This window comes from Buttiauxella agrestis, from assembly GCF_900446255.1.
In the GTDB taxonomy this organism is placed as follows: Bacteria; Pseudomonadota; Gammaproteobacteria; order Enterobacterales; family Enterobacteriaceae; genus Buttiauxella; species Buttiauxella agrestis.
In genome coordinates this window covers 1,265,196-1,286,107 of sequence record NZ_UIGI01000001.1, presented here as the reverse complement: position 1 = coordinate 1,286,107, position 20,912 = coordinate 1,265,196, and the positions used below count along the sequence as shown (strand labels likewise).

Sequence of the window (20,912 nt, the reverse complement as noted above, 5' to 3'; positions counted from 1 at the left end):
AAACAAACACTCACCCCGGCTTTACGTCGGGGTGAGTTTGTCGATTAATTCACGCGTTGAGGCACAACGTTTAGATACTCCATAATCCCCGCAGCGGCGTGACGCCCTTCCGCCATTGCGGTCACAACTAAGTCGGCACCGCGCACCGCATCGCCACCAGCAAAAATTTTCGGGTTGCTGGTCTGGAAACGTATTTTGTCTTCAACGCTGGCGATAATTCGGCCCCAGCTATCCAGTTTGACGCTGTGCTCCTCCAGCCACGGCATACCGTGTGGGTGGAAACCAAACGCCATAATGACCGCGTCCGCTGGCATGACAAATTCAGAACCGGCAATAGGCTCCGGGCGGCGACGGCCCTGTTCGTCCGGTTCACCCATTTGGGTGCGCAGCATCCGAATCCCCATCACACTCCCACTTTCATTCAGCTCAATGTTCAACGGCTGGACGTTAAATTCAAACAGCGCCCCTTCTTCACGGGCATTTTTCACCTCTTTTTTGGAACCAGGCATGTTGGCTTCGTCACGGCGATAAGCGCAGGTGACTTCCTCCGCGCCGTGGCGAATTGAGGTGCGCACACAGTCCATCGCCGTATCACCGCCGCCGAGGACGACCACTTGCTTGCCTGCCATGTTGATGTACGGCTCGTCTTCAAGCTCCGGTAAACCCATCACCTGTTTAGTATTGGCTATCAGGAACGGCAACGCGTCGTAAACGCCTGGTGCGTCTTCGTTTGGCAGCCCGGCTTTCATGGAACGATACGTCCCCACGCCGACAAACACCGCGTCGTAATCGGCCAAAACCTGTTGCAACGAGATATCACGGCCAATCTCGCTATTCAGTTTGAATTCAATGCCCATCGCACTGAAGATTTCACGGCGACGGCTTAACAGCGATTTATCCAGCTTGAACGCCGGAATGCCAAACGTCAGCAAGCCACCGATTTCCGGATGGCGGTCAAACACCGTCGCTTTAATACCGTTACGCGCCAGAATATCGGCACAGGCAAGCCCGGCTGGCCCCGCGCCAATCACCGCTACGCGGCGGTCCGTCGGTTTCACATAAGAAAGATCCGGCGTCCAACCACTGGCAAACGCATTATCGGAAATATAACGTTCGATGTTGCCGATGGTGACTGCGCCATATTCATCTTTGAGCGTACAGGCGCTTTCACATAAGCGGTCTTGCGGGCAAACACGCCCGGTGACTTCTGGCAGGCAGTTGGTCTGATGTGAAAGTTCTACTGCTTCCAGCACGCGCCCCTCTTTGACCAGCTCAATCCACTGCGGAATATGGTTATGCAGCGGGCAAGTCCACTCGCAAATACTGTGATTGCCACATTTCAGGCAGCGGTCAGCCTGGCTTTCCGCCTGGTTTTTATCGAAGGTACAATAGATTTCGTCGAAGCCTGTTTTGCGCCGTACCAGCTCAATTTTGTCCGGGTCCTGGCGTGCCGGCGTGGTGCGCATTTTGTTGGCTTTGGTTAAATCCGCCCCGAATGATTGCTGCTGCGCCATTTGCTGCGCGGTGCTGTGCCACGGCTGCGACTCTTGCGCCGCCGAGCGTAAACGTCGGGATTTCGCCAGTGCAGCCAGGGTTTCACTGTTGATTAATTTCAGCGCCTTGCTGGGGCAATTTTCTACGCAGGCTGGGCCACTTTCACGGTGCTGACATAAGTCACATTTATGGGCATTGGCTTTCACAGAACGCCCATCGTTCAATGGAACGGTGATAACTTGCATCGCGCCAAACGGGCACGCCACCACACAGGATTTGCAGCCAATACATTTTTGCTGATTCACCTGCACGCTGTCGCTTACTCGCCTGATGGCTTCATTAGGGCAACTGCTGGCACACGGGGCATCTTCGCAATGGCGGCATGTCACGGCATTGCGCCGTCCTTCATGCTTTATCACCGAAATACGCGGCTGAAATTGTTGGCTGGTCAGAACATGCTTTTCTTCATTGTGGGCCATCACACAAGCAACTTCGCAAGCATGACACCCGATACACTGCTGAGCATTGGCAAGAACAAAACGATTCATTTTACCCCTTTGCCCGTTATTACAAACAGGAGGCTTATTTTTTATGGGGATATGTTATGACCTGGCAAACTATTAACTGGCAATGGTCATTTGCCCAGTTTGCATTGAAATCTGACAATAACCTGGTACGGATCAATTTCTTTTCGTGTTTAATGAAACATCGTTTCCTCCTCCATAATTCTCAGGATATTGACAGGTGATAGTAAAACGCTCGGTTTCAACGAGCCTGGCCCGCGCCTTCTTTTGCATTGTTCTGCTATCGCTGCTTTCCACAGGCATTGCGATGCTGACGCTCGCCAGCAGTTTACGTGACGCCGAAGCCGTAAACGTAGCCGGTTCATTGCGCATGCAAAGTTATCGTCTGGGTTATGATTTGCAGGGCGACCGCAGGGAATTAGAGAAGCATCTTGAGCAATATGCCCAGTCGCTGCGTTCTCCGGCTTTATTGAAAACGGAGAAATTCTGGGTGCCAGCCGAAGTTCGGGATCGCTTCAAAGTGATTAATTATGCCTGGCTGGAGATGGAGGAGCATATTCGCAACGGAGATTTAGCGTGGTATCAGGCGCATATTTCCGGCTACGTGGAGCAAATCGACTTATTTGTCCTGGCGCTTCAGCATTATGCCGAGCGCAAAATGATGCAGGTGGTTTTCGCCTCAGTGGTCGGCTTTATTGCGATTTTCACCCTGGTGTTTTTCACACTGCGCCGTTTTCGCCATCAGGTTGTCGCCCCGCTCAATAAATTAATGGAAGCAAGTGCCTCCATTGAGCGTGGCGAATTTGATTACCCTCCTTTGAATACACAATTGCCCAACGAACTGGGGCTACTGTCACAAACGTTCACGCGCATGTCGGGCGAGTTACAAAAACTCTATCGGACGCTTGAAGAAAGCGTGCAAGAAAAAACCCGGGATTTGCAGGAGGCGAACCGCACCCTGGAAGTGCTGTACGCCTGCTCGCAAGCGCTGACCGTCAGCACTATCGATAAACAGTGTTTCGAGCGCGTTTTGCAACAGGTACGCCAGAAAACGCCGGTTAATTATCTGGAGATGAAAACTGGCGAAAACTGGAAAATTCAGGACGGTGAAGAGCAAGACAGCGAGTCATGGCAGACCTTGCCGATTGTTCTTGAGCAAAAAGAGTTAGGATTACTGCGCTGGCAGGCAGCAGCGGGCGTTCCGCCACTGCCGCTGATGCAAAGCCTGGCAAACATGCTGGGGCGCGGGTTGTATTTCAACCAGGCGCAAAAACATTATCAGCAGTTGCTGTTGATGGAAGAGCGCGCGACGATTGCCCGGGAGCTACACGACTCACTGGCGCAAGTGCTCTCTTATTTGCGCATTCAACTGACGCTTTTAAAACGCACGGTTCCAGCTGAAAACCAGCCTGCGCAGCGCATTATTAATGATTTCTCCCAGGCGCTGAATGACGCATACCGCCAGTTACGCGAATTACTGACCACGTTCCGTCTGACACTCCAGCAGGCCGATTTACCCTCTGCGTTACAAGAGATGATTGCCCCGCTCCGCAACCAGACCGATGCCATCATTACGCTTGATTGTGATATTCCGACTCAGGCGCTGGATGCCTCCCAACAGGTGCATTTGTTGCAGATTATCCGTGAAGGCGTTTTAAACGCGATTAAACATGCGCAAGCCCGTAAAATATCCGTAAGCTGTAATACATCCGCATCAGGAATTCATACGGTGAATATTCTTGATGATGGCCTGGGCATTGTCAGCCTGACGGAACCTGAAGGGCATTACGGGTTAAATATTATGCATGAACGCGCTGCTCGATTAGGTGGCGAGTTGACTATTTCCCGCCCCGCGCAAGGTGGGACTTTGATTACGATGAATTTTCATTCGCCGTCCGCAGGTCTGGCGGCGCATGAAAACCCCATAGATCTATAACGATAATAATGTGACCAATATTGGGAGTTGTTATGAGTGAGCAAACTGTCTGTCAGGTATTAATCGTCGATGATCATCCGTTAATGCGCCGTGGCATTCGCCAATTGTTGGAAATTGATGACACTTTTTGCGTGGTGGGTGAAGCCAGCAGCGGTGCCGAAGCGATTAGCATGGCTAACCGTCTGGCGCCCGACCTGATCTTGCTCGATTTGAATATGAAAGGTTTGAGCGGGCTGGATACGTTAAACGCGCTGCGCCGTGACGGCGTCAGTGCGCGCATTATCGTGCTAACAGTTTCTGATTCGCGCAGCGATATTTTCACACTGATTGATGCGGGTGCCGACGGATACTTACTCAAAGATAGCGAACCCGATGTGTTGCTCAATGATATTCGCCGTGGGGCCACCGAAGGCGAAGCTTACAGCGAGCAGGTCGCGGAATATTTACGCAACCGCGGAACCGATAAGCGCAGCGACGACCCGTTCGCCGTACTGACAGAACGCGAACTGGACGTATTGCAGGAAGTCGCCCGAGGTTTATCAAATAAGCAAATTGCCTCCGGTCTGCATATTTCAGAAGAAACGGTGAAGGTTCATATTCGCAATTTGCTGCGTAAACTTCAGGTGCGATCTCGAGTTGCGGCGACGGTGCTCTTCCTTGAAAGTCGGGGCTTTTAGGCCGCTCAGGCACTACAAAGGACGAAGATAATTTACATTATCTCCTCAATTTCTCCACGTTTGGACTTGCAGTTAAGGCTACAGTGACGGCTTACCCAAAAATCATAATCTGAAGTACTGACGAGGTCCTGACTGAATGGCGAATTTCTTTATCAATCGCCCCATTTTTGCCTGGGTGTTGGCCATTATTTTGTGCCTCACCGGCCTGCTCGCCATTTTTTCGCTTCCCGTTGAGCAATATCCTGACCTCGCGCCGCCGAATGTGCGCATCACTGCAAACTACCCTGGTGCATCTGCACAGACCCTTGAAAACACGGTAACGCAGGTTATCGAGCAGAATATGACCGGGCTGGACAACATGATGTACATGTCCTCCCAAAGCAGCAGCACCGGCCAGGCTACTATTACGCTGAGTTTTAAAGCCGGGACCGATCCTGACGAAGCGGTGCAGCAGGTGCAAAACCAGTTGCAATCCGCATTGCGTAAGTTGCCGCAGGCTGTGCAAACCCAGGGGGTAACCGTCAGGAAAACGGGTGATACCAATATTTTGATGGTGGCCTTTGTTTCCACCGATGGCAGCATGGATAAGCAAGATATCGCCGATTATGTTGCCAGTAATATTCAGGACCCGATCAGCCGTATCAATGGCGTGGGCGACGTAGACGCCTATGGTTCGCAATACTCGATGCGTATCTGGCTTGATCCGACCAAACTCACCAGCTACCAGATGACCACGCAAGACGTGGTGGATGCGATTAAATCGCAGAATGCGCAAATTGCCGTCGGTCAATTGGGCGGCACACCTTCGGTCGATACGCAGGCACTGAACGCCACAATTAACTCCCAGTCGCTGCTGCAAACGCCACAGCAATTCAAAGATATTACGTTGCGAGTCAATCAGGACGGTTCCCTGGTTTCATTAGGCGATGTGGCAGAAGTTGAGCTGGGTGCCGAGAAGTATGACTTCCTCAGCCGTTACAACGGCCAACCCGCGTCGGGCCTTGGGATTAAACTTGCGTCGGGTGCTAACGAGATGGAAACCGATAAGCTCGCTCGCGCCAAAATAGAAGAGTTATCGCAATATTTCCCTCATGGTCTGGAAGCGAAAATCGCTTACGAAACCACGCCATTCGTGAAAGCCTCGATTATTGACGTGGTGAAAACGCTGCTGGAAGCCATCCTGCTGGTATTCCTCGTCATGTATCTGTTTTTACAAAACTTCCGCGCCACGCTGATTCCCACCATTGCCGTACCGGTGGTGCTGTTGGGGACGTTTTCCGTGCTCTATGCCTTCGGCTACAGCATCAACACCCTGACCATGTTTGCGATGGTTCTGGCCATCGGTTTATTGGTCGATGACGCCATCGTGGTAGTGGAAAACGTTGAACGCATCATGAGCGAGGAAGGATTATCGCCCAAAGAAGCAACCCGAAAATCCATGGGCCAGATTCAGGGTGCACTGGTCGGGATTGCGCTGGTGCTTTCCGCCGTGTTTGTACCTATGGCCTTTTTTGGCGGCACCACCGGGGCGATTTACCGCCAGTTCTCGATAACGATTGTTTCGGCCATGGTGTTGTCGGTATTGGTGGCGATGATCCTGACTCCCGCATTGTGCGCCACGATTTTAAAGCCACTGCATAAAGGTGAACATCACGGCCAGAAAGGTTTCTTCGGCTGGTTTAACCGCATGTTTAACCGCAATGCGGCGCGTTATGAATCGGGTGTTGGCAAGATTCTGGCGCACAGCCTGCGCTGGATCCTAATTTATGTGCTGCTGATTGGCGGCATGGTGTTCTTGTTCCTGCGCTTGCCGACCTCCTTCCTGCCGCTGGAAGATCAGGGTGTATTCACCACTTCAATACAATTACCGAGCGGCGCCACGCAGCAGCAAACCACCAAAGTGGTTGAAAAGCTCGAGCAGTATTATCTGACCAAAGAGAAAGATAACGTGCTGTCGGTGTTTGCGACCATCGGTTCAGGCCCAGGTGGTAACGGGCAAAACGTGGCTCGTATGTTTGTGCGCCTGAAAGACTGGGATGAACGCGACCCGAAAACGGCCAGTTCGTTTGCCATTATCGAACGGGCAACCAAAGCGTTCCGTGAGATAAAAGAAGCGCGCGTGATTGCCAGCAGCCCACCAGCCATAAGCGGTTTAGGGAACGCGGCAGGTTTTGATATGGAATTGCAGGATCACGCGGGTGCCGGTCACGATGCGTTAATGCAGGCGCGCGATCAATTGCTGGAGATGGCTGGCGACGAAAAGTTGCTGACCCGCGTTCGCCACAATGGTTTAGACGACAGCCCGCAAATGCAGATCGATATCGATCAACGTAAAGCGCAGGCGCTGGGCGTATCTATTGATGATATCAATAACACGCTGCAAACCGCCTGGGGTTCGAGCTACGTGAACGATTTCATGGATCGTGGTCGTGTGAAAAAGGTGTATGTGCAGGCGGGGGCGAAATACCGCATGCTGCCGGAAGACATTAACCAGTGGTACGTACGTAATAAAGATGGCGGAATGGTGCCTTTCTCCGCGTTTGCCTCTTCGCATTGGGAAACCGGCTCGCCTCGCCTTGAACGTTACAACGGCTATTCCGCATTAGAAATTGTTGGTGAAGCGGCACCGGGCGTCAGTACCGGGACCGCGATGCAAGTGATGGAAACCCTGGTGCAGAAGTTACCGACCGGTTTTGGCCTCGAATGGACGGGAATGTCTTACCAGGAACGGCTATCTGGGGCGCAGGCTCCGGCGCTGTACGCCATCTCGTTATTGGTGGTGTTCTTGTGTCTGGCGGCACTTTATGAAAGCTGGTCGGTGCCCTTCTCGGTGATGCTGGTGGTGCCATTGGGCGTGATTGGTGCACTGCTGGCAACATGGATGCGCGGCCTGGAAAACGATGTGTACTTCCAGGTAGGACTGTTGACGGTCATCGGTCTTGCCGCCAAGAACGCCATATTAATTGTTGAGTTTGCCAACGATATGAATGCGCAAGGCCGTGAACTGGTGGCGGCAACACTTGATGCCTGCCGTCAGCGCTTACGCCCGATATTAATGACCTCACTGGCATTTATCTTCGGTGTCCTGCCGATGGCTACCAGCAGCGGCGCAGGTTCCGGTAGCCAGCACGCAGTTGGGACCGGGGTGATGGGCGGAATGATTTCGGCGACAGTGCTGGCTATATTCTTCGTACCGTTATTCTTCGTGCTGGTACGCAGAAGATTCCCGCTCAAAGAACATTCTGAAAACTAACCAACAAAAAAGCGACCTTAAACGGGTCGCTTTTTGTTTGGCTCAAAGGAATATTGAAAATAAGAGCATCATGCCCTTGAGATTTTTATACCCGGTCAGATCATTTACGAAGCATATCTTCAATGAAATCTTTCCAGTTCCCTAGTTCGTGTTCAATCATAACCGCCTCTCTATTTCTATTCTCATTATACGTAATCCCTTCCCTGGAGTGAAGCCACGTTACCTTGCGGCTTCACTGGCTATCATCAAATATTGAGAGTCGACTGCGTATTGGCTTAATTATTAGCTGAACAGGTAATTAAAAATGTGACAAAGCACCTGAAACAAAATGTTTCATCTACTTTAAGAATTCGCCCTGGAAGTCACGAAAGATCTGACTTGTCGCTGCAACCAGAGGATCAGAAAGGTGTTGCAGTGAATGGTGAGTAATTAATCAACCCGGAAAAAAAATACTATTACCTAACCTTTAGAGTAGCAACCAGGTTATATTTTTCCTTGCGACTTTTTTATCATTTTAATTATTCTGATTACCTGCATAAAAAATCATTTTTTAAAGATAAGGATTAACTCCGTGATAATTCTCTACGGTATAAAAAACTGCGACACCATCAAGAAAGCCCGACGTTACCTGGAAACTCAAGGTGTGGAATATCAATTTCATGATTATCGCGTTGACGGCCTTGATGCTGAATTATTGAATAGTTTTATCGCGGAACTTGGGTGGGAAGCTTTGCTAAATACGCGTGGGACGACCTGGCGTAAACTCGACGAAGCGCATCGCGCAAGCATTACGGATGCACAAACCGCAGCCAACCTGATGCTCGAAATGCCAGCAATCATCAAACGCCCATTGCTCTACGCGCCAGGGCAGCCTATGCTGCTGGGTTTCAATGAATCGAACTATCAGCAGTTTATCAACGAGGTATAGTCCTATGTCTTGCCCGGTTATTGAGCTGACGCAACAGCTTATCCGCCGCCCTTCCCTCAGCCCTGACGACGCTGGCTGCCAGGCGCTGATGATTGAGCGACTACGTGCCATCGGTTTTACCATCGAGCATATGGATTTTGGCGACACACAAAACTTCTGGGCATGGCGAGGAAAAGGCGAAACGCTGGCGTTTGCTGGTCATACCGATGTCGTGCCTTCTGGTGACGCTGACCGCTGGATTAACCCGCCGTTTGAACCGACTATTCGCGATGGCATGTTATTTGGCCGTGGCGCTGCTGATATGAAAGGTTCGCTGGCGGCGATGGTAGTGGCTGCCGAGCGTTTCGTTGCACAGTACCCGCACCATAAAGGTCGTCTGGCATTCCTGATTACTTCCGATGAAGAAGCCAGTGCAAAAAATGGCACGGTAAAAGTCGTCGAAACGCTGATGGCGCGCCACGAAAGGCTCGATTACTGCCTGGTGGGCGAGCCGTCCAGTACCGAAGTCGTGGGTGATGTCGTGAAGAACGGCCGCCGTGGTTCATTGACTTGCAACCTGACGATTCATGGTGTGCAGGGCCACGTCGCTTATCCGCATCTGGCTGATAACCCGGTTCACCGCGCAGCACCCATGTTGAACGAGTTAGTCACGATTGAGTGGGATAAAGGCAACGAATTCTTCCCGGCGACCAGTATGCAGATAGCCAATGTTCAGTCAGGCACCGGCAGTAACAACGTGATTCCAGGTGATATGTTCGTCCAGTTCAACTTCCGTTTCAGCACTGAGTTGACCGACGAAGATATCAAACAGCGCGTGATTGCTCTGCTCGATAAATATGAGTTGCGTTACACGCTGGACTGGTGGCTTTCAGGTCAACCGTTCCTGACATCACGCGGAAAGTTAGTGGATGCGGTAGTGAATGCAGTTGAGCACTATAATGAAATCAGGCCGCAACTGTTGACCACTGGCGGCACATCCGATGGGCGCTTTATCGCGCGGATGGGGGCGCAAGTGGTGGAGCTGGGGCCAGTGAACGCGACTATTCATAAAATTAATGAGTGTGTTAACGCCGCTGACCTGCAACTTCTTGCCCGTATGTATCAACGTATTATGGAGCAGCTTGTCGCCTGACAGGTCGCAATTAACATTAACAATCGCCAAATTAATTGGCGTTGTAGCAAGGCAGCCAGGGAGCTTATCCCGATGAGCTTACTTGAGTAAGTGGTTCGGGTAAGTGAGTGCAGCTAACGCCGCGACAACGTCAAGAAAGAAGGCGAAAGAGGTATGAGCATGGAATGGCTATCGCATTACTGGTGGATCATCGTACTGGTGCTGCTACTTGGCATTTTCCTTAATGTTATTAAGGATCTGAAGCGTATTGATCCGAAGAAATATATGGCGAATAAACCTGAGCTTCCTCCACATCGTGACTTTAACGATAAGTGGGATGACGAAGACGATTTCCCGAAGAAAAAGCCTTAAGTTTCACCCTCACCCCGGCCCTCTCCCTGGGGAGAGGGTTAGGGTGAGGGAGTTCCAACTCATAGAAACTCAACAATATCGTCGTCGTTCGGTTTACCGCCACTCAATGCTTCATCGAAGTAATGTTTTGGCACCGTATAGCGCAGGTGATCCAGCGCAATCTGAATACTGCGGTCATCAATGGCGTGACCTAAATCGTCAATCACGTCCAGCGTCACATCTCCGCCCAACTGCGTTAATGCTTCTGATGCATCAAACGCGTGTTTCACATCAATCACTCGATCATCATCACCATGAATCAAATGAAGGGTGGTTGCGGTAGAGGCTACTTGCGGAAGCTGCGCATATCGGCCATTAAATGCCACCACGCGCGAAGCCAGTTCAGCTTCAGCTTTCACGCCCTCAAGCGCCATGATGGCTCCTTGCGAGAAACCAATCAGTGCTGTGGCATTCGCGGGTACACCGCTGTGTTTTTGCCAGTAACGCACGACTTCGACAAACGTTGGCATGATAGCGTTGACCCGCTGCTGCCGGTTTTCTTCCGTCACGCCAGCCACTGAAAACCATTCACGCCCCTGATACGGGCCGCTTGGTGCCGGGCCGCCGACACTGACGACCAGTGCATCCGGGAAATGCGGCGCAAACCAACTGCCGATTTGCCCCATCGCAACCGGGTTATCGCCCACGCCATGAAACAGTAACAACAGTTGTTTTGCAGGTGTCGCCGGGCTTTGGACAACAAAGTGTTCGTGTTTCATGGTTTTCTCCTTAAGATTCTGGAGTTGACTATACGCTGACTACTTTTGATGACCATGCCATTTGACTGAACGACTTAGTGGAAAAATTGCAATTGCAAAAGCGAGGTTTTCAGAGCAATACACTGTTGCTCATCGAGTTTTTCCAACGCTTTTTGTACCTCCTGGCGCATGACATTGAGCAAGCCCTTACGACCCGAAATCTGTAATTGTTGGCAAATGGTGTCCACATTTGATTGCTGTTGCACTCGCGCACGCAGCGCATTGAGCGGCAAATCGCTGGCAAGTAACAGACGATTAAGTGAACCCAGGCAGGCTTCAAGCGGGCGATGGCCAAACGCAAAACCGGCCAGTTCCAGCCAGTCATCACTATTTAGCGAAGCCTCTGCGAGGGAAATCACTGGCAAGGATTGGTCAATCCACGGTTGCAGCCAGCAGATATCGCGCTGTAGCCGGGTTTGTTCATGCTCAGTCAGCGCTTTGCCTTGCACCGTCAATGGCAATAACGCCATCGCGGTGTAGCAGCCGCTGCTGGCCTCACGGTGGCTGCCGACGCGCACTAACTCAAATCCACAACATTGCCAGAAGCGCCAAAGCTCATCGGTGAAACCGAAGCTGACCGAAAGGTAATCAACATCCTGCGGCGCATGCTCCTTCGCCCAGGCAATCATCTGCTGGCCGATTTGCTGACGTTGACGCAGCGGATGCACCGCAATGCGGCTGACGCGTAACCCTTTAAGCGTTGCGGCAAGCGGGCTGCCCCCATGCGCGGCCAGCGACTGCGCGACTAAATTACCGCGAGGGCGGCGAAAGCCCGCCCACACAGCGCGACTCAGATGCTCATCCAGCCCCCCCTCTTCGACAAGCCAGGTAGCACCTACCGTTTCATCATCGCTGATAGCGGCAATAAAATGCTGACCAGGGGCATCGAGCATACGACGCCAGTCCAGAGGGCTGGTTCGATAATGCGCCCCTGAAAGCAGGCGATACATCCCTTGCAACTGTTCAGACGGTTGCATTTCACTGTGACGCTCAATGGTTTGCAGAGAAACCCCGCCTTGTGGCGCCGTCGTCACGTCAGGTTCGTCAAACAGCAAAACGGTGTCGATAAGTTGTTCCAACGGATCGTTTGCCGCCCAACGAATGGGGGTCGAAAGGGTGTAACGCGTGAGAGCATCCAGGCTTGCACAGAATTTGAGAACAAACCCGCGCCCGGTGCCTTCATAGCCCTGAACGGTGGTGGTCAGTAAAACTCGTGGGAAATGGGCAATGAGTTTGCGTAGCTGCGGCGCGGGAAGTGCCGCAGCTTCATCAATGATGAGCCAGCTGGCCTGAAAAGATGCGGTATTCGCCAGCAATACATCAGGGGCGACAAAACTAAAACGATCGCCCGCATGCTCCGCCAGCACGTCCGTCGCGGCTTTACCGGGTGCGGTGACTAGCCCTTTTCCGGCAATCATGCGTAATAACATGCCCGCCAGCGCGGATTTCCCCCGGCCTCGCGGAGCGGTCACTACCGCGACACCGGGCGGCATTTTCACGAGCTCGTTGAGAATGGCTGCCTGCTCATCGAAAGGAGCGCCCTGGGCGGCGTGCCACGCAGGGCGTGGTGCAAATTCGGGGAAACTTAGCGCCTGGTTCTGCTGCCAGAGCACGCACTCGTTATCGTCATCAATGCAGTGTTGCAGGTGAGCGACAAAATGAGGGGTAGGAATCGCTTCCGGTTGTTCACTCCAGCGGTTTGAATCGCAGTCTGGTCGCATCGGCCAGTCGTTCCACAGCGGCGCCAGAAGCACTAACCAGCTTCCTGCTTTCAGCGTTCCAGCCAGAGCGGCGAGCGCTTCAGCATCCAGCCCGTTGCGCGCATCAAAAACCGCGTGGAGAAATTCACGGCCAAGCAAGGTGCGCATGGCTGAAGTTGCACAGTGCAGCGGCAATTCCGGTGCCGCTCCCACCCACAACCAGTCGCCGGGTAATTGCCGGGCGAGCGCCTGAACATGTTGGCTGCTCCACGCACTCTCGCCCGCCAGAATCATCATCCGGCGAATACCGGCCTCAGCCATAATGGCAGTTACGTGCCTTAGCTGTTCCATAGCATCAATCCTTGCCACATCTCGTTATTTGACGGTATTACCGAAGGTATTGCATTGTGCTGGGTCGCCGCTGTCAAACCCACGTTTAAACCAGGTGTAACGCTGCTCTGAAGTCCCATGAGTGAAGCTGTCTGGCACTACGCGTCCTTGCCCTTGCTGTTGCAGACGGTCATCGCCAATGGCTTCCGCCGCGTTCAGCGCTTCCTGCAAATCTCCGGCATCCAGCACTTCTTGTTTTTGCATGCTGTTGCCCCAGACACCTGCGAAGCAATCAGCCTGTAATTCCATTTTTACGGACAGGCGATTGCCTTCAGCCTGGCTTGCGCTTTGCTGAAGCTGACGTACTTTCGGCTCAATGCCGAGCAATTTCTGCACATGGTGCCCGACTTCATGAGCAATAACATAGCCCTGAGCAAAATCACCATCCGCACCGAGCTTGCTTTTCATGTCATCGTAGAACGAAAGATCGATGTACACGGTCCTGTCTGCCGGGCAGTAGAACGGCCCCATCACTGACTGACCCGTTCCGCATCCTGTGCGCGTCGCGCCACGGTACATCACCAGTTTTGGCTGCTGATAGGTACGACCCATTTTCTGGAAAATCTGCCCCCAGGTATCTTCTGTGGTTGCCAGAATAACCGAGGTGAATTTAGCCGCTTCGTCATCGTTAGGGCTGATAGAACGTTGCGCAGATTGCTGCTGCGGAACCGGTTGGCCGCCAAGCATTGAAGTGAGATCGACGCCGTAATAACTCGCCACAACCACCACAATAAGTAAGATTATCCCGCCTTTCCCGCCGGGCAAACGGAAGCCACCGCCGCCTCCACCAAAGCTCGGGCCAGAAGAGTTATTTCTTCTGTCTTCAACATTGTCGCTTTCGCGACGACCTTGCCAGCGCATAGGCGGCCTCTTTTAATATTTTGTAATAGATAGATCGTAGGTGGTTAACTCCAGAATTACCATAAGAAACAAGACGTGAAAAAGCCGAAAGTGGGAACACTTTCGGCTTTAAAAGATTCGTGCGAGATTTTAGTCTAATTTAACGCCAATACGTTTCGCGACTTCTTCGTAGGCTTCAATCAGTCCACCCAGGCTTTGACGGAAACGATCTTTGTCCATTTTATCGAGAGTTTCTTTGTCCCACAGGCGGCTACCGTCTGGGGAAAACTCATCACCCAGTACAACCTCACCGTTGAACAGACCGAACTCCAGCTTGAAATCGACCAGGATCAGGCCCGCGTCGTCAAAGATTTTGCTCAGGACATCGTTAGCTTTGTAACTCAGCTCACGCATACGCGCCAGATTCTCTTTGCTCACCCAACCAAAGGTTTCGCAGTAAGACTCGTTGACCATCGGGTCATGCATCTCATCGTTTTTCAGGAACAGGTCAAACAGCGGCGGGTTGAGCACAATACCTTCTTCAATACCCAGACGCTTCACCAGAGAACCTGCCGCGCGGTTACGAATGACGCACTCAACCGGCACCATATCGAGCTTTTTCACCAGCACTTCGTTGTCGGAGAGCAGAGCTTCCATTTGCGTAGGAATGCCCGCTTCTTCCAGTTTAGCCATAATGAAATGGTTGAACTTATTGTTCACCATGCCTTTACGGTCAAACTGTTCGATGCGCGCACCGTCTCCTGCTGACGTATCATTGCGGAATTCGAGCACCAACAGGTCCGGGTTCTCCGTGCTGTATACGGTCTTCGCTTTTCCACGATACAACTCAGCTTGCTTTTGCATCTTTCTTACTCCAGGTGTGATTTAACTAAAAAATTCCGCTATCTGTGGCTACGCACACGTTTGCGTAGCCTATCAGAAAAAAGGCCAGATTGCTCTGGCCTCTAAATGTTACTTGCTGAAAGCTGCCTGGAATGCGGCTACCAGTGCATCATTCTGCGACTGCGTTAGCGTGTGACCTTTCGGGTCGATGAACTGCAAACTACTGCGGTTATCGAGGTCGCCAACTTGCAGTTTATAGTCGCCACTGGACAGACCCGGGTCTTTCGCCCCTAAATCTTGCCATGCGCTATCAGATAATGGTTTGTACGTTACCGCCACGCTGCCGGTTGAACGCGTTGAGTCCGTGACTTTCATGCCCACTTTTTCAAGTGTTGCAGGTAAACGGTTCCATACCACGTTGTACGGACCACGCACCACCAGCATTGGTAAACCAGTGTCATCCGCGGCACTTTGTACATCAAGCTGCGTTGCTACACGGCTGTCTTTGGCGTTTTGCAGGTCAGTCTGGGTTTTGTCCAGACCCGCGCTGATGCTGTTAAGCATTTCTGCGCTGTAACGTTGCAGGGAGGCCGCATCCGAAACCGGCTTGCCCGCCTGTTCCAGGTTCAGCAACTTAACCACCACGGCTTGTTGATAGCCCTGTGGTTTCACACTGATTTGATAGCGGCCACGATACTGGTCATCTTCATCAGCACGGTTCCATTGCACCCAGTCAGTCGTCAGGGTTTGGGTCGCGTCATCACGTTTATCGATGCCGTAGTTTTTCGCCTGAAGGACGCTAACAACCTGCGGCCAAAGCGTCGCGCTACGCGAACTTTCAACCATCAGTGTCGCGGTATCACCCGTAAATTGGGTTCGCGCGCCACTGACCAATGCCAGAGGTTGAGCTGGCGGACGAATATCCAGCTCTTTGCCTACTGCGCCGCTGCCGTTGGTGACCGGAATATCATATTGGCCATTCTGCACCGGCAGGATCATCCCGGTCGGTGCGTGAATTTCCGCGAGGGGTGCAGCATCCAGATAGGATTCGTCACCACTAACCTGGCGCTTATAACGCTGGTCGGTGCTGCATGCTGCTAACAGCATTGCAAGCGATACCACTGCAACTTTCGCCACCGTCGACTTCTGTACTGAGTAAGCCATCAAATCTCCCTAAACTTTACAGCAAACCGGCATGCTTGAGCGCGCTAATAATCACCGGGCAACTGGCTTCAGTCAGCGGTGTCATTGGCAGGCGCAAGGTATCGGTTGCCACAAGTCCCAACTCCCTACAAGCCCATTTGACCGGGATAGGGTTGGGTTCTACAAATAATTTATTGTGCAGCGGCATCAAACGTTCGTTGATAACGCGCGCTTGCGCATATTGCCCATTGGCGGCCAGTTTACACACTTCTGCCATTTCACGCGCGGCTACGTTTGCCGTCACGGAAATCACACCGTGGCCACCCAATTGCATGAAATCGAGCGCACTGGCGTCATCGCCGCTGACCAGGATGAAGTCATCTTCAACCAGCTCTTTGATCTGGTTTACTCGTGTTAAGTTCCCGGTTGCTTCTTTGATACCAATAATATTTTTTATCTTCGCCAGACGGCCTACGGTTTCAGGCAGCATGTCGCAACCGGTACGAGATGGTACATTGTACAGCATCTGCGGCAGGTCGGTGCTTCCAGCGATTGCTTTGAAGTGCTGATACAACCCTTCCTGAGTTGGGCGGTTGTAATATGGCGTGACTGTCAGGCAGCCCACCACTCCGCTGTTTTCAAAACGCTTTGTCAGGGAGATAGCTTCAGAGGTGGCGTTGGCGCCAGTCCCTGCGATAACAGGAATACGGCCATCGGCCAGTTCCAGAGTCATCAGTACCACATCACCGTGCTCGTCGTGACTCAACGTAGCAGACTCTCCGGTAGTACCTACCGAAACAATCGCCGATGTTCCGCTGGCGACATGGTAATCAATCAGTTTTTTCAGGCTTGACCGGCAGACATTACCTTTCTCATCCATCGGCGTCACAAGCGCGACAATACTTCCAGTGAACATTGGCCATCCTCTGTGCTAACAAGTGTCTCAATGGTACGTTTGGTGCAGGATCAAAAGCAAGTCACCAAGTGATGCCATACGGTTGTACGCAAGTTTTTTTTATGCTTTCCTTATGTTAACTCACCGATTCACAGGAAGAATACGTTTGACTCCCTCACCACACCATTATTTGGTCATCACAGCCCTTGGGGCTGACCGGCCGGGTATAGTAAATACCATCACCCGCCATGTGAGCAGTTGCGGCTGTAATATTGAAGACAGTCGCCTCGCTATGCTCGGTGAAGAGTTCACGTTTATTATGCTGCTGTCAGGCACCTGGAATGCGATAACCCTGATTGAATCGACGTTACCGCTAAAAGGTGCCGAGCTTGATTTGTTGATTGTTATGAAGCGAACCGCCGCACAAGAGCGCCCGGCGATGCCTGCGACAGTCTGGGTTCAGGTCGAAGTCACTGATTCGCCTCATTTAATCGAGCGTTTTACCAATCTTTTTGATATTCATCACATGAATATCGCGGAGCTTAGCTCACGGACACAACCCGCTCAGGATGGCAATCCGGCACAGCTCTACATTCAGATTACGGCTCATAGTCCGGCATCTCAGGATGCGAGCGTTATCGAAGATGCGTTCAAGGCCCTCTGTACAGAACTCAAAGCACAGGGCAGTATTAACGTTGTGAATTATCCACAGCAAGATGATTAAGACGGAGAGTTGTAATGAGCCCACTGAAAGCCGGTGATAGCGCACCGAAATTTAGCTTGCCCGATCAAGACGGCGAGCAAATAAATTTAACCGACTTCCAGGGACAGCGCGTTCTGGTTTATTTCTATCCTAAAGCGATGACGCCAGGCTGTACCGTGCAGGCGTGCGGTTTGCGCGACAACATGGACGAGTTGAAAAAGAAAGGCGTGGAAGTGCTGGGCATCAGCACCGACAAACCCGAAAAGCTTTCACGTTTTGCCGAAAAAGAGTTACTCAACTTCACGCTGCTTTCTGACGGAGACCATCAAGTCTGCGAGCAATTTGGCGTCTGGGGTGAGAAATCGTTTATGGGTAAAACCTACGATGGTATCCATCGCATCAGCTTCCTGCTGGATGGCGAAGGAAAAGTTGAGAAAGTGTTTGATGATTTCAAAACCAGCAACCATCACGATATCGTGGTGAACTGGCTGAAAGAAAACGCTTAATTATCGCAATAAAAATATTAAAAAAGCCGACTTCACGTCGGCTTTTTACTGTCTCTAATTCGTCTTGTCGTCTATCAGTAAGCTATCCGGCCAGGCATGAACCACCGCTTTGATAAGCGTAGCAAGTGGAATGGCGAAGAACACGCCCCAAAATCCCCACAAACCGCCAAATATCACGACCGACAGAATAATCACCAGTGGATGCAAATTCACCGCTTCAGAGAATAACACCGGCACCAGCAGGTTGCCGTCCAGCGCCTGAATGATGAGATACACGGCGAAAAGCGTCCAGAATTCTGGGCCAATGCCAAACTGGAACAACGCCACGCAGACCACTGGAATGGTCACGACAAACGCGCCGATGTATGGAATCAGCACCGAGAACCCCACCAGCACGGCAAGCAGCAGTGAATAATTCAACCCAAAAATCACAAAACCGATATACGTCACCACGCCCACGACCAGCATTTCTAACACTTTGCCGCGAATATAGTTGGTGATTTGCTGGTTCATCTCCAGCCAGACCTGCCCTGCAAGCCCACGATTTCGCGGTAAGACTCGGCGCACCGCATTGAGCATTTGCTCTTTGTCTTTGACCAGGAAGAACACCATCAGCGGAACCAGCACCAGGTAAATCGCCAGCGTGAGTAAACCCACTAACGAAGCCAGCGAGTATTTCACGACCTGGTCACCCATCCCCATCATGCGGCCACGCATATTCTCAGCGATGGCATCAATAATGCCCGCATCTACCAACGCCGGATAACGTCTTGGGAGTGTGGCGGCATAATCAGAAAGTTTATTCAGCATTCCTGGCATATCGCGAATCAGATAGATGCCTTGCTGCCAGGCCACGGGGGCTACGACCAAAACCATCAACAGCAAAATGCCAACGAAAAGCACCAGGATAATCGTCGTCGCCCAGGTTCGGGAACACCCGACACGTTGAAGTCGCGCGGTTGGCCACTCCAGCAAATAAGCCAGAACAATCGCCACCAGCAGCGGCGCTAAAAGTCCATGGAAGAAGAACAGGATGACAAAACCTGCAACCAGAATAACCAGTAGCGCGATAGCTTCTGGATCGCTAAACCGTCGTCGATACCATTGCAACAACATTTCGAGCATACAACCCTTCCCTGACAGCATTGAGCGAAAAGAGATTGTATCTAAATGTCACTGTAAAGACTTCGCTTTTTATCTCTGTTCAATAGCAGTTTAAAATTGCCACGGCTAAGATAGGTTTCAATCACGGTGTGGGCTAAAGTTCATCAAGGCTGGCGAACAAAACCACCTAATACGTGTCGAAGATTAACTTTGATTAAACAGGACAGGACGTATGTTCAAGCAGTTGAAAAAACCGCTGGTTGCAACTCTAATGGCCGCTCTACTCGCTGGCCCGGCAACACCCGCCTTTGCAGATGTTACCGATCAACTGCCTGATATGGGCACGTCTGCGGGAAGCACTCTGTCGATAGGCCAGGAATTGCAGATGGGCGACTATTATGTTCGTCAGCTGCGAGGCAGCGCTCCTTTAATCAATGATCCTTTGCTCGTACAGTATATTAACCATCTCGGTATGCGTTTAGTTAGCCATGCCAACTCCGTCAAGACACCGTTCCATTTCTTCTTGATCAACAACGATGAAATCAACGCCTTTGCTTTCTTTGGCGGCAACGTGGTGCTGCACTCAGCACTGTTCCGTTATGCCGATAATGAAAGCCAGCTTGCATCGGTTATGGCGCACGAAATCTCCCACGTCACGCAACGCCATTTGGCACGCGCTATGGAAGATCAGAAAAAGAACGCCCCACTCACCTGGGTTGGCGCGTTAGGCTCGATTTTACTGGCAATGGCTAGCCCGCAGGCCGGGATGGCGGCATTAAGCGGCACCCTTGCGGGAACGCAGCAAGGCATGATCAGCTTCACGCAGCAAAACGAACAGGAAGCAGACCGCATTGGTATTCAGGTGTTGCAGCGTTCAGGTTTTGATCCGCAAGCGATGCCAACTTTCCTCGAGAAGCTGCTCGATCAATCACGCTATTCATCGCGTCCGCCGGAAATCCTACTGACTCACCCATTGCCGGAAAGCCGTTTGTCCGATGCCCGAAACCGCGCCAACCAGATGCGCCCGATCGTCGTGCAATCTTCCGAAGATTTTTACATGGCGAAAGCGCGTACGCTCGGCATGTACAATTCCGGGCGTAACCAGTTAACCAGTGATTTGTTAGATAGTTGGGCGAAGGGCAATATCCGTGAACAACATGCCTCTGCCTATGGTCGCGCACTACAGGCGATGGGGAGCAGTAAATGGGATGAAGCTCGCAAGCTGTTGCAACCGTTACTGGTCGCGCAGCCTGCCAATACCTGGTATCTCGACTTAGCGACGGATATCGATCTTGGGCAGAATAAAACGGCAGATGCGGTAAACCGCCTGAAAAACGCCCCGGATCTGAAGCAAAACCCGGTGTTGCAACTTAACCTTGCCAACGCTTATGTCCAGGCAAAACAGCCCGCTCAGGCCGCAGCCATTCTGAATCGTTATACGTTTAGCCATCCTGATGACAGCAACGGCTGGGATTTGTTAGCGCAAGCCGAGGCGGCATTGGGCAACCGTGACCAGGAACTGGCGGCTCGTGCAGAAGTCATGGCGCTTGTCGGCAAACTCGATCAGGCTATTACTCTGCTCAGTAGCGCCAGTTCGCAAGTGAAACTCGGCAGCTTGCAGCAGGCTCGTTATGACGCGAGAATCGATCAGTTCCGCGAATTGCAAAAACGCTTCCTTCAGTATTCTAAGATGTAA

Annotated in this window: 18 protein-coding genes; 9 read left to right on the top strand and 9 right to left on the bottom strand. The window is 51.8% G+C overall.

Features of this window, described 5'->3' with window-relative positions; translation table 11 throughout:
* Window positions 1-44: 44 nt before the first annotated feature.
* Window positions 45-2,042 (bottom strand): formate-dependent uric acid utilization protein AegA, encoded by a 1,998-nt coding sequence (aegA, locus tag DY231_RS06055; RefSeq protein ID WP_115627640.1) that lies wholly within the window; start codon window positions 2,040-2,042, stop codon window positions 45-47.
* 196 nt (window positions 2,043-2,238) lie between these two features.
* On the opposite strand from aegA, the gene narQ reads away from it, so the two are divergent.
* The 3 genes from narQ (at window position 2,239) to acrD (ending at window position 7,884) form a co-directional block, all read left to right on the top strand.
* Window positions 2,239-3,954 (top strand): nitrate/nitrite two-component system sensor histidine kinase NarQ, encoded by a 1,716-nt coding sequence (gene narQ / locus DY231_RS06050; protein WP_115627639.1) that lies wholly within the window; start codon window positions 2,239-2,241, stop codon window positions 3,952-3,954.
* A gap of 32 nt (window positions 3,955-3,986) precedes the next feature.
* A complete protein-coding gene (gene narP, locus DY231_RS06045) occupies window positions 3,987-4,631 on the top strand; it encodes a nitrate/nitrite response regulator protein NarP (protein WP_115627638.1) in 645 nt (214 codons plus the stop codon).
* A gap of 136 nt (window positions 4,632-4,767) precedes the next feature.
* On the top strand, window positions 4,768-7,884 hold the full coding sequence (gene acrD, locus DY231_RS06040) for a multidrug efflux RND transporter permease AcrD (protein WP_115627637.1): 3,117 nt from the start codon (window positions 4,768-4,770) through the stop codon (window positions 7,882-7,884).
* A gap of 100 nt (window positions 7,885-7,984) precedes the next feature.
* Here the strand turns inward: acrD and ypfM are convergent, their stop codons facing one another.
* The gene (gene ypfM, locus DY231_RS06035) at window positions 7,985-8,044 is read right to left on the bottom strand and encodes a protein YpfM (RefSeq protein ID WP_087867655.1); all 60 of its coding nucleotides are present in this window, start codon (window positions 8,042-8,044) and stop codon (window positions 7,985-7,987) included.
* Between the two features lie 411 nt (window positions 8,045-8,455).
* Between ypfM and DY231_RS06030 the strand changes: the two genes are divergently transcribed.
* The 3 genes from DY231_RS06030 to DY231_RS06015 all read left to right on the top strand — a co-directional run bounded on the left by DY231_RS06030 (window position 8,456) and on the right by DY231_RS06015 (window position 10,295).
* A complete protein-coding gene (locus DY231_RS06030) occupies window positions 8,456-8,812 on the top strand; it encodes an ArsC family reductase (protein ID WP_115627636.1) in 357 nt (118 codons plus the stop codon).
* A 4-nt stretch (window positions 8,813-8,816) separates the two neighbouring features.
* Window positions 8,817-9,944, top strand: a complete 1,128-nt coding sequence (gene dapE / locus DY231_RS06025) for a succinyl-diaminopimelate desuccinylase (protein ID WP_115627635.1) — start codon at window positions 8,817-8,819, stop codon at window positions 9,942-9,944.
* 159 nt (window positions 9,945-10,103) lie between these two features.
* Window positions 10,104-10,295: a YpfN family protein gene (locus DY231_RS06015; RefSeq protein ID WP_034459091.1), complete on the top strand. Its 192-nt coding sequence runs from the start codon at window positions 10,104-10,106 to the stop codon at window positions 10,293-10,295.
* Between the two features lie 59 nt (window positions 10,296-10,354).
* Here DY231_RS06015 and ypfH read toward each other — a convergent pair whose 3' ends face one another.
* From ypfH to dapA, 6 genes are all read right to left on the bottom strand, one after another.
* Window positions 10,355-11,053, bottom strand: coding sequence for an esterase (gene ypfH, locus DY231_RS06010; protein WP_115627634.1), 699 nt, complete (start codon window positions 11,051-11,053; stop codon window positions 10,355-10,357).
* Between the two features lie 74 nt (window positions 11,054-11,127).
* Window positions 11,128-13,143, bottom strand: a complete 2,016-nt coding sequence (locus DY231_RS06005; RefSeq protein WP_256682644.1) for a tRNA(Met) cytidine acetyltransferase TmcA — start codon at window positions 13,141-13,143, stop codon at window positions 11,128-11,130.
* A gap of 24 nt (window positions 13,144-13,167) precedes the next feature.
* The gene (gene ypfJ / locus DY231_RS06000) at window positions 13,168-14,043 is read right to left on the bottom strand and encodes a KPN_02809 family neutral zinc metallopeptidase (protein WP_115627632.1); all 876 of its coding nucleotides are present in this window, start codon (window positions 14,041-14,043) and stop codon (window positions 13,168-13,170) included.
* A gap of 129 nt (window positions 14,044-14,172) precedes the next feature.
* Complete coding sequence (gene purC / locus DY231_RS05995) at window positions 14,173-14,886, bottom strand: phosphoribosylaminoimidazolesuccinocarboxamide synthase (protein WP_115627631.1); 714 nt, start codon at window positions 14,884-14,886, stop codon at window positions 14,173-14,175.
* Window positions 14,887-14,994: 108 nt separating this feature from the next.
* Window positions 14,995-16,029, bottom strand: a complete 1,035-nt coding sequence (bamC, locus tag DY231_RS05990) for an outer membrane protein assembly factor BamC (protein WP_115627630.1) — start codon at window positions 16,027-16,029, stop codon at window positions 14,995-14,997.
* A 16-nt stretch (window positions 16,030-16,045) separates the two neighbouring features.
* Window positions 16,046-16,924 (bottom strand): 4-hydroxy-tetrahydrodipicolinate synthase, encoded by an 879-nt coding sequence (gene dapA, locus DY231_RS05985; protein WP_115627629.1) that lies wholly within the window; start codon window positions 16,922-16,924, stop codon window positions 16,046-16,048.
* Between the two features lie 145 nt (window positions 16,925-17,069).
* Between dapA and DY231_RS05980 the strand changes: the two genes are divergently transcribed.
* Both DY231_RS05980 and bcp read left to right on the top strand, forming a co-directional pair.
* The gene (locus DY231_RS05980) at window positions 17,070-17,627 is read left to right on the top strand and encodes a glycine cleavage system transcriptional repressor (protein WP_034497570.1); all 558 of its coding nucleotides are present in this window, start codon (window positions 17,070-17,072) and stop codon (window positions 17,625-17,627) included.
* A 14-nt stretch (window positions 17,628-17,641) separates the two neighbouring features.
* Complete coding sequence (gene bcp / locus DY231_RS05975) at window positions 17,642-18,112, top strand: thioredoxin-dependent thiol peroxidase (RefSeq protein WP_115627628.1); 471 nt, start codon at window positions 17,642-17,644, stop codon at window positions 18,110-18,112.
* Between the two features lie 54 nt (window positions 18,113-18,166).
* On the opposite strand, the gene DY231_RS05970 is transcribed toward bcp, so the two are convergent.
* Window positions 18,167-19,237, bottom strand: a complete 1,071-nt coding sequence (locus tag DY231_RS05970) for an AI-2E family transporter (RefSeq protein ID WP_115627627.1) — start codon at window positions 19,235-19,237, stop codon at window positions 18,167-18,169.
* A gap of 211 nt (window positions 19,238-19,448) precedes the next feature.
* On the opposite strand from DY231_RS05970, the gene bepA reads away from it, so the two are divergent.
* Window positions 19,449-20,912, top strand: coding sequence for a beta-barrel assembly-enhancing protease (bepA, locus tag DY231_RS05965; RefSeq protein WP_115627626.1), 1,464 nt, complete (start codon window positions 19,449-19,451; stop codon window positions 20,910-20,912).